The sequence below is a fragment of the Sphingopyxis sp. LARHCG72 genome, assembly GCF_052871675.1.
The window spans coordinates 321927-338055 of record NZ_JBIXJU010000005.1; the positions used below are offsets into that span (position 1 = coordinate 321927).

General features: G+C 65.4%; 19 protein-coding genes. 2 read left to right on the plus strand and 17 right to left on the minus strand.

Going from position 1 to position 16129, the window contains the following annotated elements; all coding sequences use genetic code 11:
* Nucleotide 1: 1 nt before the first annotated feature.
* Entirely contained in the window at nt 2–1366 is a 1365-nt protein-coding gene (glmU, locus tag ACIPPQ_RS13830; RefSeq protein WP_446544641.1) for a bifunctional UDP-N-acetylglucosamine diphosphorylase/glucosamine-1-phosphate N-acetyltransferase GlmU, read from the minus strand.
* A gap of 47 nt (nt 1367–1413) precedes the next feature.
* Here glmU and ACIPPQ_RS13835 point away from each other — a divergent pair, with 47 nt between their 5' ends.
* On the plus strand, nt 1414–2076 hold the full coding sequence (locus tag ACIPPQ_RS13835) for an HAD-IA family hydrolase (protein WP_446544642.1): 663 nt from the start codon (nt 1414–1416) through the stop codon (nt 2074–2076).
* Here the strand turns inward: ACIPPQ_RS13835 and ACIPPQ_RS13840 are convergent.
* From ACIPPQ_RS13840 to ACIPPQ_RS13875, 8 genes are all read right to left on the minus strand, one after another.
* Nucleotides 2073–3086: a nucleotidyltransferase domain-containing protein gene (locus tag ACIPPQ_RS13840; protein ID WP_446544643.1), complete on the minus strand. Its 1014-nt coding sequence runs from the start codon at nt 3084–3086 to the stop codon at nt 2073–2075. The two genes, ACIPPQ_RS13835 and ACIPPQ_RS13840, sit on opposite strands and share 4 nt — an antisense overlap.
* Nucleotides 3083–3949 (minus strand): HprK-related kinase A, encoded by an 867-nt coding sequence (locus tag ACIPPQ_RS13845; RefSeq protein WP_446544644.1) that lies wholly within the window; start codon nt 3947–3949, stop codon nt 3083–3085. Before ACIPPQ_RS13845 ends, ACIPPQ_RS13840 begins: the two co-directional genes overlap by 4 nt.
* On the minus strand, nt 3946–4227 hold the full coding sequence (locus ACIPPQ_RS13850; RefSeq protein WP_446544645.1) for an HPr-rel-A system PqqD family peptide chaperone: 282 nt from the start codon (nt 4225–4227) through the stop codon (nt 3946–3948). The genes ACIPPQ_RS13845 and ACIPPQ_RS13850 overlap by 4 nt, the downstream gene beginning before the upstream one ends.
* Nucleotides 4220–4666, minus strand: a complete 447-nt coding sequence (locus ACIPPQ_RS13855; protein WP_327454259.1) for a MarR family winged helix-turn-helix transcriptional regulator — start codon at nt 4664–4666, stop codon at nt 4220–4222. The genes ACIPPQ_RS13850 and ACIPPQ_RS13855 overlap by 8 nt, the downstream gene beginning before the upstream one ends.
* An 89-nt stretch (nt 4667–4755) precedes the next feature.
* Nucleotides 4756–6825 (minus strand): TonB-dependent receptor, encoded by a 2070-nt coding sequence (locus tag ACIPPQ_RS13860; protein WP_446544646.1) that lies wholly within the window; start codon nt 6823–6825, stop codon nt 4756–4758.
* On the minus strand, nt 6822–7454 hold the full coding sequence (gene maiA, locus ACIPPQ_RS13865) for a maleylacetoacetate isomerase (protein ID WP_446544647.1): 633 nt from the start codon (nt 7452–7454) through the stop codon (nt 6822–6824). The genes ACIPPQ_RS13860 and maiA overlap by 4 nt, the downstream gene beginning before the upstream one ends.
* Before the next feature lie 7 nt (nt 7455–7461).
* Nucleotides 7462–8490 carry an SO2930 family diheme c-type cytochrome gene (locus ACIPPQ_RS13870; protein ID WP_446544648.1) on the minus strand — a complete coding sequence of 343 codons (1029 nt, stop codon included), beginning with the start codon at nt 8488–8490 and terminating at the stop codon, nt 7462–7464.
* Nucleotides 8487–9701, minus strand: a complete 1215-nt coding sequence (locus ACIPPQ_RS13875) for a parallel beta-helix domain-containing protein (RefSeq protein ID WP_446544649.1) — start codon at nt 9699–9701, stop codon at nt 8487–8489. The genes ACIPPQ_RS13870 and ACIPPQ_RS13875 overlap by 4 nt, the downstream gene beginning before the upstream one ends.
* Before the next feature lie 148 nt (nt 9702–9849).
* On the opposite strand from ACIPPQ_RS13875, the gene ACIPPQ_RS13880 reads away from it, so the two are divergent.
* Complete coding sequence (locus ACIPPQ_RS13880) at nt 9850–10212, plus strand: DUF2147 domain-containing protein (protein ID WP_446544650.1); 363 nt, start codon at nt 9850–9852, stop codon at nt 10210–10212.
* A 37-nt stretch (nt 10213–10249) separates the two neighbouring features.
* Here the strand turns inward: ACIPPQ_RS13880 and ACIPPQ_RS13885 are convergent, their stop codons facing one another.
* From ACIPPQ_RS13885 to ACIPPQ_RS13920, 8 genes are all read right to left on the minus strand, one after another.
* Nucleotides 10250–10945, minus strand: coding sequence for an aspartate/glutamate racemase family protein (locus ACIPPQ_RS13885; RefSeq protein ID WP_446544651.1), 696 nt, complete (start codon nt 10943–10945; stop codon nt 10250–10252).
* A gap of 112 nt (nt 10946–11057) precedes the next feature.
* Nucleotides 11058–12539: an NAD(P)(+) transhydrogenase (Re/Si-specific) subunit beta gene (locus tag ACIPPQ_RS13890; protein WP_446544652.1), complete on the minus strand. Its 1482-nt coding sequence runs from the start codon at nt 12537–12539 to the stop codon at nt 11058–11060.
* A gap of 1 nt (nt 12540) precedes the next feature.
* On the minus strand, nt 12541–12822 hold the full coding sequence (locus ACIPPQ_RS13895; RefSeq protein ID WP_327454275.1) for an NAD(P) transhydrogenase subunit alpha: 282 nt from the start codon (nt 12820–12822) through the stop codon (nt 12541–12543).
* A 165-nt stretch (nt 12823–12987) separates the two neighbouring features.
* Entirely contained in the window at nt 12988–13587 is a 600-nt protein-coding gene (locus ACIPPQ_RS13900; protein WP_446544653.1) for a fasciclin domain-containing protein, read from the minus strand.
* A 40-nt stretch (nt 13588–13627) separates the two neighbouring features.
* Entirely contained in the window at nt 13628–14251 is a 624-nt protein-coding gene (locus ACIPPQ_RS13905; RefSeq protein WP_446544654.1) for a fasciclin domain-containing protein, read from the minus strand.
* A 130-nt stretch (nt 14252–14381) separates the two neighbouring features.
* Nucleotides 14382–14708: a hypothetical protein gene (locus ACIPPQ_RS13910; protein ID WP_446544655.1), complete on the minus strand. Its 327-nt coding sequence runs from the start codon at nt 14706–14708 to the stop codon at nt 14382–14384.
* Complete coding sequence (locus ACIPPQ_RS13915) at nt 14705–15826, minus strand: NAD(P) transhydrogenase subunit alpha (protein ID WP_446544656.1); 1122 nt, start codon at nt 15824–15826, stop codon at nt 14705–14707. The genes ACIPPQ_RS13910 and ACIPPQ_RS13915 overlap by 4 nt, the downstream gene beginning before the upstream one ends.
* 10 nt (nt 15827–15836) lie before the next feature.
* Nucleotides 15837–15959 carry an aa3-type cytochrome c oxidase subunit IV gene (locus ACIPPQ_RS13920; protein ID WP_446544657.1) on the minus strand — a complete coding sequence of 41 codons (123 nt, stop codon included), beginning with the start codon at nt 15957–15959 and terminating at the stop codon, nt 15837–15839.
* Nucleotides 15960–16129 lie beyond the last annotated feature (170 nt).

The window sequence follows — 16129 nt, forward strand, 5'->3', positions numbered from 1 at the left end:
GTTATTTCTTCTCTGCGGCTTTTTTCTTGCGCATCGCGTCGTGGAAGCGGTCGGCCCAGCCGGGCTTGACCAGCTGCTCGCCGCGCACGAGGCGAAGCTCGCCGTCGGCGACGTCGCGCGTCACCGCGCTGCCCGCAGCGACGATCGCATCGGCACCGATCTTTACCGGCGCGACGAGCGCGCTGTTAGATCCGATGAAGGCGCGCTCGCCGATCTCGGTCTTGTATTTGAAATAGCCGTCATAATTGCAGGTGATCGTGCCCGCGCCGATGTTCGCACCGGCGCCAACAGTCACATCACCCAAATAGGTCAGGTGGTTCGCCTTCGCGCCCTTGCCCAGCACCGCCTTTTTCGTCTCGACGAAATTGCCGATCTTCGCCTTTTCGCCAAGGACCGTACCGGGGCGAAGGCGGGCGAAGGGGCCGACCTCGCACCCCGTGCCGATCGTCGCGCCCTCGATATGGCAATTGGCGCGGATATTCACGCCGTCGGCAACTTTCACCCCGGGGCCGAAAAAGACATTGGGCTCGATCGTCACGTCGCGGCCAAGCTCAGTATCCCACGAGAACCAGACCGTCTCGGGCGCGCGCAGCGAGGCCCCGCCCGCCATCGCTTCCTCGCGCTTGAACGCCTGCCACTGCGCCTCGGCCGCGGCGAGTTCGGCGCGGCTGTTGATCCCGGCGACATCGTCGGCGTCGGTCTTCACGACCGCGCACGACCGCCCGTCGGCGTTCGCGATGTTGACGATGTCGACGAGATAAAATTCCTTCGCGGCATTGTCGTCGGTGACGCGCGCGAGCAATGCGAACAGGTCGCGCGCCTTCGCCGCCATCAACCCCGAATTGCAGAGGCGCACCGCGCGCTCCGCGTCGGTCGCATCCTTATGCTCGACCATCTTCACGACGCGGTCGCCCTCGGTGATGACGCGGCCATATTGCAACGGATCGGCGGGCTCGAAGGCGAGCACGACGACGGCGGGCGCGTCGGCGGCGCCCAGCCGGTCGATCATCGCCTGCATCGTCGCGGCAGGAACGAAGGGCACGTCGCCATAGAGGATCAGCACGTCGCCGTCGAAACCCGCCAGCGCACCCTCGGCCTGCTGCACCGCATGGCCGGTGCCGAGCTGCGGGTCCTGCACGGCAAGCTCGGCCGTGCCGCCAAGCGCCGCCTCGAGCTGGTCAGCCTTGTCCCCGACGACGACCACCTTCTTCGCAGGGCTCAGTTCATCGACGCTCGCCATCAGGTGCAGCAACATCGGCCGCCCGGCGATCGGGTGCAGAACCTTGTGCAGGTCGGACTTCATGCGGGTTCCCTTGCCGGCGGCAAGGACGATAGCGGCGATCTTATTGCTCATGCGCGTTGCCATGCCAGCAAATCATTGCGGTTTCCAGAGCATCGCGCCATGCGCGGCGGATGAACGGATTTCCTTTCGCGATCGTCGGCTTCGACCTGGACGGCACGCTTCTCGATACGCTCGGCGACCTGGCCGCTGCGGTCAATCATGCGCTGGGACTGATGGACCGCGCACCGCTGGCGGAGGCGGCCGTGCGGCCGATGATCGGACGCGGTGCGAAGCATATGCTGGAGGAAGGCCTGCGCGCGACCGGAGGCGCACCCGATGGCGCGGTCGAGCGGCTCTATCCCGAGCTATTGCGCTTCTATGAGGCGCATATCGCGGTCCACAGCCGCCCCTTCCCCGGCGTGACCGCCGCGCTCGACCGGCTCGACGCGCTGGGCGTGCGCACGGCGGTGGTCACGAACAAGGCCGAGCATCTCGCACGCATCCTGCTCGCCGAATTCGGCCTTGCCGACCGCATGGCGACGATCATCGGCGGCGACACGCTGGGGGTCCGCAAGCCGTCGCCCGAACCGATCCGCGCGATGGTCGAACGATGCGGCGGCGGGCGCACGGCCTTTGTCGGCGACAGCATCTATGACGTCATGGCCGCAAAAAATACGGGCGTACCGAGCGTCGCGGTCAGTTTCGGCTTTCTCGACCGCCCCGCTGCCGAACTCGGCGCGGACCATGTCATCGACCATTTCGACGCGCTGGTGCCTTTGCTCGCGAGCCTTTAGCGCTTGCGCCACTTGGTCCACAAATGCCGCGCGAGCATCGTGGGCGGCATCCGCAGCCAGTGCGAGCGAATGTAGAAGGCCTGTTCCAGCACGGGGTGCGTGACCCGCCCCCAATCGTCGCGCGCGAACAGCCGGCGGCGGAACCAGATGTCGGACGGATCCTGCCGGTCCCACCCCTCGGGCAACACCGCGCCATAGACATCACGCGCCAGACGCGCCGCGCGGTGGACCGCATCGCGCAGCCCGTGGAGCGCCGCGCGTCCGTCGAGCCGCCCCCAGAAACCCGGATCGGCCGCCGCGAAATCACGCGTCATTGTGTGAAAATCCCACAGGTTGCGCAGGCCACCCTGCAAATCGCCATCGGCGAGCAGATGCGCCGCGCAATGGCACGCCATGTCGGCGGGGTTCAGCACCGCATGGCCATCGCGGATCGTCACCGCATCGCTGACCAGCGCGAGCGCGTCGGGGGTGATCCGGTGCGTGCGCGGCAGGATCGTGTGGTGAACATCGATCATCCGGTCGCGCGCCTTGTGAATCAGCGGCGGCAGCTCGTGCATATGCTCGCGGTAATAGAGGTCGTCATAGGGGTCCGACTTGACCCACTCCCATCCGGCGTTGAGCAGTTCATTCTCTGCACGGCGGATGTCGGTGGCGAGGACGAGGATATCGAGATCGCCGATCTGCCGCCCTTCGGCGCACGCCATGCCGGCCGCGGCATAGGCCGTCCCCTTCAGCAAGACGAACTCGATCCCGACGGGCGCGAGCGCGCGCCGCGCCATCTCGGCCTCCCACAAGGCTTGGCGCTGCGCGACTTTGGCGGCGGCGCGCTGGTCGGCGAAGAGCGCGGCGACGGCCGGCGGCAAGTCGGCCTCGGCGATAAGGTGCGCGAGCGTCGCAAGCATCGCCTCACTACGCGCAACGCCGATCACCCCGTCCCAATCACGCCGTGCCAGAGCGGCGGCGGCGCAGCGGCCGGCGAGCAGGTCGACGAAGGTACGCACCGCGCTCATTTGGCGGCCTCGGCCCATAACTGCCCGACCAGCGATATCCCGGCTGCGCTGTCGGGATAGGTGATGCCGAACGCCGGGGTTTCGCGGACCAGCCGCGTCAGTGCAGCGAAACCCGCCTCCCCGAGCGCAACATAGTTGGTCGACGCCTCGGTCAGCCGAACGAACGCCTCGCCCTCACCCATCCGTTCGACCGACACCGCACCGCCGAAGCGCGGGAAGAGCAGCAGCGCCGGGCGCGCGGGCTCGTGCATCGCGGCGATTGCGTCGGCGCGCGGGATCAGGTGGCGGATATCGCCCTTCGGCGTGCCCGCGAGCAGCGGGCCAAGCCGCGCCGGGTCGACGCACGCGACGACCTCGGCAATCGCTTCATTCTTCAGGCTGACCGCGCGCGGGAACGCGAAGGCATCACCGCGGGCGGGATCGATCAGCGTGAATTCGTCGCCCATCAGCCGCCAGTCGCCTTCACCGAGCAGTGCCGCGAGCGTCGACTTGCCCGACCCCGATTCGCCCGACATGATCAGCGCGCGGCCGTCCTTCGCGACCGCGCTCGCGTGCAGCAACATGTGCCGCCGCCAGCCGAGCGCGACCTGCAAATTCATCCCCATCTCCGCGGCGAGCAGCCCCATCGACAGCGGCAGCGGCAGCGCGTCGGGAACGATGAAGTCGCCGCCGATATGCACCGACGGGCGCAGCCAGCGCCGCCACGGCCGCGCCGCGAACAACCGCACCGTTGCGTCAGCGGGGCGCGCATCGTCCTGTGGATAGCCGGCGTAGAGGCGTTCGAGCGCCGCGATCGGTTCCCGCCAGTCGCTGCCGATACGGAATTGCACCGGGCCGACCGCAATGCGCGCACTATGCCTCACGCGCGCTCCACCAGCCCCATCGCGGCGAGTTCGGCGAGGCGCTCGGCAAGGATCGGCCGCGCGTCCGTCGCCGCGCCGAGATCGAAGGTGGCGGCCAACCGCGCGGCGAGATCGGCGGCGTTGCAGGAGTCGGAACCCATCGCACCCAGTATTTCGGGCAGCGGCGAGACGACGAGGTGCGTCTGCATCGAGCGCCGGTCGAAAATCGCGGTCAGTTCGCCCAGCGGCTCGACGCGCAACGCTTCGGACGGCGCGGCACGGTACGCACGATCAACCATAATCTTCGGCGGCAGCGGTCAGCTTCGCCAGGATCGCCATCAGCGTGGCGCGCTCACCCGCGCTGATATTCGATTCGAGCTGCGCCTCGCTCGCCAGCGCGGCGGGAACGATCGCATCATAGAGCGAGCGCCCGGTTTCGGTGAGGTCGAGATGGTGCGAGCGCCCGTCGGCTTCATGCGCCTGGCGCGCGATCAACTGACGGTCGGCGAGCGCCTTGGCGGCGCGGTTCACCGTCACCTTGTCCATGCGCGTCGCCTCGACCAGTTCGCGCTGCGTCTTCGGCTGGCCTTCGCCGAGCACCGCCATCAACCGCCATTCGGGAATCTTCAGCCCGAAGCGATTCTCATATTCGGCGGCGATCCGGCTCGACAGGGCATTCGATGCGATGGACAGGCGGTACGGCAGGAAATTGTCGAGATTCAGCTTCTTCGCGGCCATGAATTGGTAACCCCCACACGCTCGAAAATCCCGGCGCCGTCCATCCTATCGCCTGTTTCGGGCCTGTGAAGGGCGGAACCGCGCAAAAGTCAGAAAGATACGCGCGCGCCCACCCACAGGGTCCGCGGGGTCGCACGTTCGACGATCCCCGATGACGAGATCGCGGCGGGCACGAGTTCGTCGAACAGATTCTCGCCACGCGCCTCGATGCTGATCGCATCGGAGAAGCGCCAGGACAGGCCCGCATCGAGCGTCAGCGCATCGTCCAACCGGAGCAACCCGAGGTCGTCCTCGTTCTGCCCGCCGATATAACGCAGCGTCGCAAAGCCCCCGAACGGGCCGCGCCCATTGTTGCGCAGAGACACGCTGCCACCATGCTTCGCGATCTGTGCCGGACGGCGCCCGTCGAGCGCGATCGCCGCGCCCGAAGTGTCGACCTTCGCATCGGTGTAGGCATAGGTTGCACGCAGTGTCAGCGGACCGACCGCCTGCTCGGCGCTGACCTCGACGCCCTTGCTGTCGATCGCGTCGAGATTCTGCCGCTGGTTGAGATTCGGCGCGAGAGTGACATTGGCGATGGCGTTCGTCAGGCGATTGGCGAATAGCGTCGCCGACAGTTTCGTATCGCCATTGTCCCAATCGGCCCCAACCTCGCCACCCCACAGTCGCTCGGGCTTCAGCATCTCGTTCGCGGTCGTGACTTCGGCGCCGACGCGGAAGGGACGATAGAGTTCGTTGAGCGTCGGCAGGCGCCAGCCGCGATAGGCGGCAGCACGCAAGATGAAGGCGTCGGAGCTCCAACGCACGCCCGCGCGGCCGCTGCCCTCCCACCCCTGCCGCTCCGCAAAGCGAAGGTTGGTGATCACGGGCCCGGCCATATTGCGTTCGAGCCGATAGCCCTCGCCGAGCCACCAGCGATCGACGCGGCCGCTCAGCGTCCAGAGGAAGCCGTCCTGAACCTCGCCCGAAGTCCATTCGGCATAGGCCCCGACAGTGTCCCCGCTCCCTCCCGCGACCCGATGGCGACCGGGCACGGTGCCGGTGAAGAAGAAATCCTCCTCGGTCCGCCCGACCGTCCGCCGCCAGTCGACGCCGATGCGCAGCGGGTTTTCGAGATCGATCCCGGGGCGCACTTCGACGCGCGCGCCAAGCCCTGTCGCCGGCACGCGCTGGAAGAGTGCGGGCGCGACGCTGTTGCGTCCCGCAGCGACGCTCGCGAAACCGCTCTCGAAGTCGCGAAGCTGGATATAGGCAAGCGCGAGCAACTGGGTCGAACCCCACGGATTGTGCAGGAACCGCAAGCTGGCATCGACTCCGTCGATCCGGCTGTCGGTGAAATCGGTACCGCGGTCGCGCCGGTCGGAGAAGCCACGCACACTTGCTTCGATCCGGCTGTCGTCACCGGCATCGAAGCGCAGCCGCAGACCAAGGCCGCCCTGTTCATAGGGTGCGGCGCGATCGACCGTGCCGCGCTGATCTTTGGCAACCGGAATGAAGCCGTCGCCGCGGCCATAGCGTGCATCGAGCGCGACGTGCCCGCCCTCGCCGAGTTCAGTTCCTGCCGACGCCGAGGCGTCGAGGCTGTCGCGGCTGCCATAGGCGACGCTGCCCGTCACACCGTCGGTCATCTCCGAATGAAGGCCGATCGTTCCTGCGAGGGCGCCGGGACCATCGACGCCACTGCCACCGCCGCGAGTGATGAAGATGCCACCGAGATTGATCGCATCATAGGCGCTCCACGCGACCCAGCCGCCGAAGGGATCGGCCTGCGGGATTCCGTCGAGCGTCACCAGCGCGCGGCTCGACGCGTTACCACCGAGGCCGCGGAGCGTGATGCCTTGACTCGTCGGATGCGCGGAACGCCCATCCGATCGACGAAATTGCACCAGCCCCGCCTCGTCGCGCAGCCGGTTCTCGATCCGGTTGCCCAGCCCCGGATCAACGTCGGTCAGAAAGCTGTTCGCCTGGACCTTGTCGCTATCGGACCGACCGAGCACGCCGCTGCCGTTCACAACGATGACATCCTTCGGCAGAGGATAATAATGGACGCAGCACTCTTCGTAATAGGTCTCGTCGGCGGGTTCGGCAGGCGCCTCCTGCTGCGCCATCGCCGCCGCCGGCAGTGCGAGCGCGGCGGCTCCGGTCAAAAGGCGGATCACGCCGGCTTGACCGCGTCGGGATGCGCCTTTTGAAATGCTTCCAGCTCCATGCACGCGGCGTCGATCTCGATCAGCCGCGGGAAGGCGTCGAGCGGCACCTCGAAGCGCCGCGCGTTATAGATTTGCGGCACGAGGCAGCAGTCGGCGATCCCCGGCGTATCGCCGCCGAGATATTTGCCGTCGCCCGCCATCGCCTCCAATGCCTCGAACCCCTGCGTGATCCATGTCGCGATCCAGCGGTCCTTGGTCTGTTCGTTGAGACCCAAATCGCGTTTCAGATATTTGAGCACGCGCAGATTGTTGAGCGGGTGGATGTCGCTCGCGATCACCTGCGCGCGCGCAAGCGCGATCGCGCGCGGCATCGCGTCCTCGGGGATCAGCCGCGGTTCGGGGAAAGCGCGGTCGAGCCAGTCGATGATCGCCATGCTCTGGATGATCGGCTCGCCGTCGACGACGAGCATCGGCACGAAGCCCTGTGCATTCTGCTCGAGATAGGCGTCGCTGCGCTGCTCGCCCGCGATCAGGCTGATCTCGACGCGCTCGTAATCGAGCCCCTTGAGGTTGAGCGCGATGCGAACGCGAAAGCTGGCCGAGGAGCGGAAATAATCGTGGAGCACAAGCTGGGTCATAACCCGCCTAATGCGATGCTTTCGGCATCTCCGCAATCCATTGCCGCAGCAACGCCGCGCCTTCCCTGTGCACCGTCGACCGCCCGACCTCGGGCATCGCGATGCCGGGGTCGGTGCTTTCGAGGCGATAGATCAGGAAGCTGTGGTCGGGATCGCCCGGCGCGATGGCAAAATCCATGCCCCCGCTGCCGCGTCCCGCCGCGGTCGGGCGCTTGCCGATGCCATAGTTCACGCCGGTGGGATCGTCGGTCCAGCGCAGGAATAGCCCGCTGTTCGACGCGCTGCCCGCCGGATTGTGGCAGTGCGCGCAATTGACGTCGAGATAGGCGCGGGCGCGGTCCGCAACGCTGCCGGCTTTCGGATCGTCCCATTGCGGCATCGTCGGTTTCAGCGCCGCCGGATTTTCGAAATAGAGGCCGCGCAGCTTGCCGGATGCCGCCGGGTCGAGGATGAAATTGCGCACCTTGGGTCCGATCGGCACGATCTCGCCGGCAAGGCTGTGGCATTCCTTGCACTGGTTCTTGTTCGGCACCGCGTAGCGGATGTTGTGCATTTCGCCATCGGGGCTTTTGAAGGCCACAGGCACGCGGCGACCACCAAGCGCCAGCGTCGCATCCTTGCCGTCGGCATCCCAGATATAGGGCAGCGCGGTCCAGCCCGACGCACGCCGGATCAACAGGCGCGTCTCCACGGGACGGCCGCCGTTGACGTCGCTCCAGCCAAAGCTTTTGACGAGCACCGTACCGACCGGAAATTCAATCACTCCGTCGCTTCCCGCCTTCGCCTTCTTCCCCGCCGGGATCGAGATGAAGCGGTGCTTGTCGGTATAATCGCTGAACAGCGGTGCGCGCAGCGTATAACCGACGCCGGTCGACGGCATTTTTGGATCGTTGCCGCGGAACAGCCCGAACGCCGACAGCTTCGGCGGCATCGCATCGCTCTCGACAAGCGCCTGATCGACAGCCGGCGCCACGACGGCCGCCCCGCCGCTCGCACACAGCAGCGCCGCACCAATCGCGGCGAATATGCGTCTCACCGGACCTTCGCTTCCATCGCATCGGGCAGCTTGATCGTTGGCAGCGCCGCGGGCGGCATGCCCTTCGACAGGTCGGCGGGCGACGGCTTCGCTTCACTCTGCGGCGTCTTCACGTCGGGCAGGTTCAGCGACAGCACGCCGACCTTGTCCAGCACGACCGCATCGCCAGCACCATCCCACAGAACCGGCGGAATGCTGCCGCCCATCGCCGCTGCGATCATGTCGCCGCCCGGAAACTTCGGCGCATAGCCCGCCTTGCCATGCTGGTTACCGCGCACGACGATCTGCTTCGGCAGCGGCTGGTACTTCGGGTCCTTATGCTCGTAACGATAGCCGACGATCATGACATTCGCGGTGCCATTGTCGGCAAAGACATTGTCGAAAATCTCGACATTGCGGTTCGCCATCACGAGCACTCCGGTGCCCGTCGGCACGCTCGCGACGATATTGCCTTTCGGCGCGAAATTGGGTGTGCTGTTGTCGTTCACGATATTCTCGAAAACGCGAACATTGTGGCCGCCTTGCATCGGCAGGCTCGGCAGGTCGAACACGAGGATGCCGCCGGTATTCTTTGTCGCGATATTGTCGTGGACGTCGGCGTCGTAGCTGTTCTCGATCTCGATCCCCGCGACATTTTCGGTCGCGATCGAATCGCGGACGACGATATTCTTCGACTGGCCGACATAGATGCCCGCGTCCGACGCGCCGCGCACGAACACGCTGTCGATCAGCACATCGCTGCTTTCGACCGGATAGATGCCGTAGGCGCCGTTGGTTTCCCTGGGCCCTGCGGTCCATTCGACGCGCAGCTTGTGATAGACGATGCGGTCGGCGCCTTTCGACTTGATGCCGTCGCCCTTGGTGTTGAGCACAGCGAATTCGGTCAGGAATACATCGTCGGAGGTGACGAGCAGCCCCTCGCCCGCGCCCTGTTGTCCGGTAAAGTCGAGGATCGACCCGCCCTCGCCGGCCCCCGCACCGCGTATCGTCACATTCGCGACGTCGAGCGACAGGCCGTCGGTCAGCTTCCACACGCCCGCGCCTAGTTGCACCGTATCGCCGGGCGCGGCGAGGATCAGCGCCTCTTGCAGCTTTTCGTTCGCGTCGGGCGTTGTCGCACTGACGCTGATGACTTTCGCCGCCGCCGGACTGGCGGCAGTTGCTGCCACGATGCAAAGCGTCGCCGCGTGGCGCAGGCCATGGAATCGCATATGTCTCTCCCCTTATTTTCGGGGAGCATGGTGCAAGACTTGACGGATGCCAAGCGATGTTGCTGACATATGTGTAGCTAACCGGGGAGAGGTCGCTTTGATTCACAGATTAGGTTTGGCGCTTGTCGCCTTGATAGCCGTGCCATCGATGGCCGCGGCGCCCGCACCGATCGCGGGGCGATGGAAAACCGACGATGGCAAGGCTGTCGTCGTCATGGCGGCGTGCGGAAACAAGATGTGCGGACGCGTCGATCGCCTGCTCATCAAGCAGCCCGCCGGCGGCCAGCGCGACGAGCGCAATCCCGACCAGGCAAAACGCGGTCGACAGGTCACCGGGCTGCAGATTTACTGGGATCTCGTCCCGCACGGCGACGGCTGGAAAGGCGAAGGCTACAGCCCCGAGGACGGCCGCTACTACAAGGCGCATCTGCGCGCCAACGGCGGCAAGATGACGATGAAAGGCTGCGTCAGCCTGTTCTGCCGCACGGTGACGTGGACGAAGATGAGCTGAGCCCGGCCCCCTCCCGCTTGCGGGAGGGGAGCTCCTGTCAGCCCTCGCCCAAAATCCAGTCGACCCCCGCCGCGACATGGATGCGCGTCGTGTCGTAGATCGGCAGCAAATTGGCGTCGGTGTCGACGAGCATCACCAGCTCGGTGCAGGCGAGCACGATCGCCTGGATATCCTGCTTCGCAATGTCGGTGATGAAGGTCTTCATCGTGCGGCGCGAGCTTTCGTTCGCCTTGCCGAGCATCAGCTCTTCGTAAATGATCCGGTCGATCTCGTCGGCACGCGTCGTGTCATAGGGCGCGAGCGTCAGCCCGTGGCGGACCAGCCGCTGGCGAAACCAGGGTTCGGTCATCACGTTACGCGTGCCGATCACCGCCGCCGCCTTGATCCCGTCGGCCTTCATCTTCTCGCCGGTTTCGTCGACGATATGGAGGATCGGGATCGAGATCGACGCGGCGACATCTTCCGCCACCTTGTGCATCGAATTGGCTGCGATCATCAGCGCGGTCGCCCCCGCCGCCTCAAGCCGCTGCGCCGAGGCGATCAGCACCTCTTTCGCGTGCGTCCACCCCTCGGGCGTCGTGATCCGCGACAGCTCGCAATAGTTCAGGCTCTCCATCAGGATCGGCGCCGAACAGGCGGTGCCGAGGCGCTTCTGAACCCCTTTGTTGAGATGGCGGTAATAAAGCTCGGTCGATGCCCAGCTCATTCCCCCGATCAGGCCGATTTTGCGCAAGATGGTCCTCCGGAATACAAAAGGACCGGGCCTTTGCCTGCCCGGTCCCGATCATGGCTAGATAAGTTGGCGCCGCCCGGCAAGGCCGGGGGCGCAAGTTTGCGGCAAAGCGTCAGTGCCCGCCGCCGTTGAGTGCTTTGACGATGTCGTCGGCCATCTTCTTGGCATCGCCGAGCAACATCATCGTCTGATCCATATAGAAGACGTCGTTGTCGACGCCGGCATAGCCGACCCCGCCCATCGAGCGCTTCACGAACAGCACCGTCTTCGCCTTTTCGACGTCGAGAACGGGCATCCCGTAAATCGGCGACGTCTTGTCGGTCTTTGCCGACGGGTTGGTCACGTCGTTCGCGCCGATGACGAAGGCGACGTCGCACTGCGCGAATTCGCCGTTGATGTCCTCGAGTTCGAACACCTCGTCATAGGGGACATTCGCCTCGGCGAGCAGCACGTTCATATGGCCCGGCATACGTCCCGCGACGGGGTGGATCGCATATTTGACGTTCACGCCCTCTTTCTTGAGCAGGTCGGCCATTTCGCGCAGCGCGTGCTGCGCCTGTGCGACCGCCATGCCGTAACCGGGGACGATGATGACATTTTCGGCCTGGCTCATCAGGAAGGCGGCGTCGTCGGCGCTGCCCGGCTTCCACGGGCGCTGTTCCTTCGACCCGCCATCGCCCGCCGCCGCGTCGGCACCGAAGCCGCCGGCGATCACGCTGATGAAGCTGCGATTCATCGCGCGGCACATGATATACGACAGGATCGCACCCGACGAGCCGACAAGCGCGCCGGTGATGATCATCGCGGTGTTGCCGAGCGTGAAGCCCATCGCCGCCGCGGCCCAGCCCGAATAGCTGTTGAGCATCGACACGACGACGGGCATGTCGGCGCCGCCAATCGGGATGATCAGCAGGAAGCCGATCAGGAAGCTGAGGCCGGTGATCGTCCAGAACACCCACGGCGACTGGTCCTGCGTAAAATAGGCCGTCAGCGCGACGATCGCGGCGAGCGTGCCGAGGTTGATGACATGGCGTCCGGGCAGCATGATCGGCGAACCCGACATATTGCCGTTGAGCTTGAGGAACGCGATGACCGAGCCCGAGAAGGTGATCGCACCGATCGCGATACCCAGCCCCATTTCGATCCGGCTAACGGTGTGGATCTGCCCCGCCGCATCGGCGATCCCGAACGCGCCCGGATTGAGATAGGCAGCCGCGGCGACCGCAACGGCGGCAAGACCGACGAGGCTGTGGAAGGCCGCGACGAGCTGCGGCATCGCGGTCATCGCAATCTTGCGCGCCATGACGATCCCGATCACCGCACCGATACCGATGGCGACGAGGATTTCGACGAGCGAGATGCTGTCGAGCAGGCCGTCGGCACCTACGGGCGAATGCGTGAGCATCGTGGTGACGACCGCAATCGCCATGCCGATCATGCCGAAGCGGTTGCCGCTCTGCGCCGTCGCTGGCGACGACAGCCCGCGCAGCGCGAGAATGAAGAGGATGCCCGACACCAGATAGGCGATCGCTGCATACGGATTTACTGCGCCATGGCCGCCGGTCGCGGCGGAAAGAATGGCCTGAACGTCCATCTTAGCGCCCCTTCTTCTTGTACATCGCGAGCATGCGCGACGTCACGGCAAAGCCGCCGAAGATATTGATGCTCGCCATCACGACCGCGGCGAGGCCGAGCCATTTGGACGAGGCCGACCCCGCGGCGGCGGCCGCGATCAGCGCACCGACGATGATCACCGACGAAATGGCGTTAGTGACGCTCATCAGCGGCGTGTGCAGCGCCGGAGTCACCGACCAGACGACAAAATAGCCGACAAAGCAGGCCAGTATGAAAATCGAAAAAATCGCGATAAAATCCACGGGCTCGCTCCCCTGCTGATTCCGTTTCGCGCACCTCTTGCCGCGCGCCGTCCAGCCTGTCGACTCCAAAGCAGCCAAAAAGCAGCACCCGCATTTCCGGACGCGGGAAATGCGGGCGTTTCACGACATAAAATATCGCATTGCCGGGCGAGCCAGCGATGTTTTTTACATTTTCGGAAGAAGCACCGCGTCGATGACATGGACGACGCCGTTCGACTGGCCGACGTCGGCTTGCGTCACCGTCGCCTTGTTGCCGCTGCTGCTCGTGAGCAGGATCGCATCGCCGCTCTTCGTAGCGGTCAGATCCTGTCCGTCCGCCGTCCTCAGCACGGCCTTGCCGCCGCCTTCGGCGATCTTCGCTGCCAGATCGGCTGCGGTCAGCTTGCCCGGAACGACATGATATTTCAGGACCGCGGCGAGCACGTCTTTTTGCGCCGGGCGCATCCAGCCGTCGCGCGTCACCGGCGGCACCTGTGCGAAGGCCGCGTCGGTCGGCGCAAAAACCGTTAAGGGCTCGGCACCCGACAAGGTCTGCGCGAGGCCCGCCTGCGTCAGCGCGGCAGCCAGCGTCTTATGGGCGGGCGAGGCTGCAAGATTCTGCGCAATCGTGTCGCCCGCCTGCATCGTCGAGGGATCGGCGGAGGCAGCGGGCGCGGCTTCACTTCCCGACACCGTCGCCGGCTCAACCGGCGCATCCTTTTTGCTGCCGCAACCCGACAGCGCGAGCGCCACCGCTGCGGCCGTCAAGATCAGATGGGTTTTCATGTCCTTATCCTTCAAATGACGATCGCAGCGGCGCGAATCGTCAGCCGAGGGTCGGCATCAACACGCCGTTGATGACGTGAATATTACCGTTCGACTGTTCGACGTCGGGCTGGGTGATGAAGCCGCTGCTGCCCTGCGTGCCGTCGACCTTGATATTGCCCTGCACCTCGGTGAAGGTCAGCGCTTCGCCCTCGATGGTCGCGAGCGTCGCCTTGCCGCCGCCTGCCTTGATCTTCGCGAAAAGATCCTCCGCGGTCACGCGGCCCGGGACGACGTGATAGGTCAGCACCTTCGCAAGCGATTCGGTGTTGTTCGGGTTCATCAGCCAGTCGGTCATCGACTGCGGCACCGCGGCAAAGGCCTGATCGGTCGGCGCGAAGATGGTGAACGGCTGGCCGGCGAGCTTTTCCGAAACGCCCGCCGCGGTCAGCGCATTCGCCAACGTCTTGTGATCGGGCTTGGTACCGATTTCGAGCGCAATGCCCGTACGCTCGGCCGGTGCGGCGGCATCGGCAGCGGCGTCCGCCGGAGCAGCGACATCGACAGCAGCATCGGCAGCGGCATCGACAGCGACTTCGGCCGGTGCGGCAGTTTCCTGCGCATAGGCGGGCGAGAGCGTGGCAAGCACAAGGAGGGGAGTGGCGAAAAGCTTCGCAGACGACATCAATCATTCTCCAGTTGGTTGAGAGTCAGGGTTACGAACCCTGAACGCATAGTAACCAAAGGAAGTTTCATGAAAAGGCTGAAATCGGCCAATTTTCAGGAAAAAGCACGATCCGCGCCGGTCGAACCGGCTAGGGCGCAGCCGCCAGCGCGGCGGCAGCGTCGCGCTTGAAATCGCCGAGATTCGTTCGATACACCATCAGGGATATATAGCAGTCGCCTTCGCTCCTGCCGGCAGGCGGAGGAGTTTTGGGCCAGGCAAAGGCTTCCTTGCCATAGCGCTTTGCCAGTTGCTTGCGGACCGCTTCGAGTTCGCCGTCGAGCCCACCAGCATTACAGCCGAGATCCTTTGCCCGCGATTTGAAAGCCGCCATCCGCCAGAAGGAAAATTGCAGGCCCGGCGGCGGTGCCGCCGGCGCAGTCGCTTCCGCCAGCGCGAGGGCCAGCAGCAAGCTCACCCCAGCAGCCGCTCGTTCACGACCTTGCCGCCCTGCGTCAGGCGCACCGCATTGCCGATTTCCTCGTCGAGCACGGGCTTGCCGGCTTCTTTGTCCCAGAAGGCCGAGAGGAAGTTGAACAGATTGCGGCTGAACAGCGCGCTGGTGTCCGCGGGCATCAGCGCGGCGATATTCTTCGCGCCGATCACGGTGACGCCGTGGATCTTCTTTGCCTCGCCCGAAACCGAACCCTCGACATTGCCGCCGCTTTCGGCCGCCATGTCGACGATCACGCTGCCGCTGCGCATCGTCGCGAGTTGCGCGTCGCTGATGAGCCGCGGCGCAGGGCGCCCCGGGATCAGCGCGGTGGTGATGACGATGTCCTGCTTGGCGATATGCGACGACACGAGTTCGGCCTGCGCCGCCTTATATTCGTCGGACATTTCGGTGGCATAGCCGCCCGCGCCCTCGCCCTCGATCCCCGCGACGCTCTCGACGAAGATCGGCTTGGCACCGAGCGACATGATCTGTTCCTTGGTCGCGGCACGCACGTCGGTCGCGCTGACCTGTGCGCCGAGGCGGCGCGCGGTCGCGATCGCCTGAAGCCCGGCGACGCCGACCCCCATGATAAACGCCTTCGCGGCGCTGACCGTACCCGCGGCGGTCATCATCATCGGAAAGGCGCGGCCATAGGCGTTCGCCGCCATCAGCACCGCCTTGTATCCGGCGAGGTTCGCCTGGCTCGACAGGATGTCCATCGACTGCGCGCGCGTGATGCGCGGCATGAATTCCATCGCCAGCGCTTCGAGCCCGAGCTTCGCATAGGCGTCGACGCGTTCGCGTTCGCCGAACGGGTTGAGCCCCGCGGCGAGCCAGGCGCCGTCGGCAAAGCCCGAGAGGCTCTTGGGGTCGGGTCCCTGGATGCCCAAGATGATGTTCGCGCCCTTCAGCGCGTCGGCGCGGCTTCCGACCTTCGCGCCCGCGGCGCTATAATCGGCGTCGGCAATCGAGGCTTCGGCCCCTGCCCCCGATTCAACGGCAACTTCGGCGCCCAAGCCAATGAATTTCTTCACGGTTTCCGGGGTCGCGGCGACGCGGGTCTCGCCGGCGGCGAGCTCCTTCAAGACGGCGATGCGCATGCCGGTCGGATCAGGACGCGATGAGAAGGACGACGCCGACGGTGACGACCGCGGTGATGATCGACCCGATTTTCAGCAGGCTGAGGAAACCCGCATAGGTGTCGTTCGCTGCCTTCATTTCCTGTTGCGCCATCGCTTTTCCCCTTTTTCCGCCGTTTACCGCGAGCAGGACACGCAGTGCCCCGCCCCAGAATCGGCCTTCGCGCCGGTCTTAGCCACGCGTCCGGCGATGCTCAAGTGCGGGTTTGGCCTCACCGCCTCGCTGTGCCAAAAGACGAACGGCCTTAATCGCCCTTTTACCCC

What these genes read in the sequence shown, in the direction of transcription:
- glmU (WP_446544641.1), bottom strand. Translation starts at nt 1,366, where the DNA reads ATGGCAACGCGCATGAGCAATAAGATCGCCGCTATCGTCCTTGCCGCC.
- ACIPPQ_RS13905 (WP_446544654.1), bottom strand. Translation starts at nt 14,251, where the DNA reads ATGTCGTCTGCGAAGCTTTTCGCCACTCCCCTCCTTGTGCTTGCCACG.
- ACIPPQ_RS13890 (WP_446544652.1), bottom strand. Translation starts at nt 12,539, where the DNA reads ATGGACGTTCAGGCCATTCTTTCCGCCGCGACCGGCGGCCATGGCGCA.
- ACIPPQ_RS13850 (WP_446544645.1), bottom strand. Translation starts at nt 4,227, where the DNA reads ATGGTTGATCGTGCGTACCGTGCCGCGCCGTCCGAAGCGTTGCGCGTC.
- ACIPPQ_RS13915 (WP_446544656.1), bottom strand. Translation starts at nt 15,826, where the DNA reads ATGCGCATCGCCGTCTTGAAGGAGCTCGCCGCCGGCGAGACCCGCGTC.
- ACIPPQ_RS13920 (WP_446544657.1), bottom strand. Translation starts at nt 15,959, where the DNA reads ATGGCGCAACAGGAAATGAAGGCAGCGAACGACACCTATGCGGGTTTC.
- ACIPPQ_RS13875 (WP_446544649.1), bottom strand. Translation starts at nt 9,701, where the DNA reads ATGCGATTCCATGGCCTGCGCCACGCGGCGACGCTTTGCATCGTGGCA.
- ACIPPQ_RS13880 (WP_446544650.1), top strand. Translation starts at nt 9,850, where the DNA reads ATGGCCGCGGCGCCCGCACCGATCGCGGGGCGATGGAAAACCGACGAT.
- ACIPPQ_RS13840 (WP_446544643.1), bottom strand. Translation starts at nt 3,086, where the DNA reads ATGAGCGCGGTGCGTACCTTCGTCGACCTGCTCGCCGGCCGCTGCGCC.
- ACIPPQ_RS13900 (WP_446544653.1), bottom strand. Translation starts at nt 13,587, where the DNA reads ATGAAAACCCATCTGATCTTGACGGCCGCAGCGGTGGCGCTCGCGCTG.
- ACIPPQ_RS13855 (WP_327454259.1), bottom strand. Translation starts at nt 4,666, where the DNA reads ATGGCCGCGAAGAAGCTGAATCTCGACAATTTCCTGCCGTACCGCCTG.
- ACIPPQ_RS13835 (WP_446544642.1), top strand. Translation starts at nt 1,414, where the DNA reads ATGAACGGATTTCCTTTCGCGATCGTCGGCTTCGACCTGGACGGCACG.
- maiA (WP_446544647.1), bottom strand. Translation starts at nt 7,454, where the DNA reads ATGACCCAGCTTGTGCTCCACGATTATTTCCGCTCCTCGGCCAGCTTT.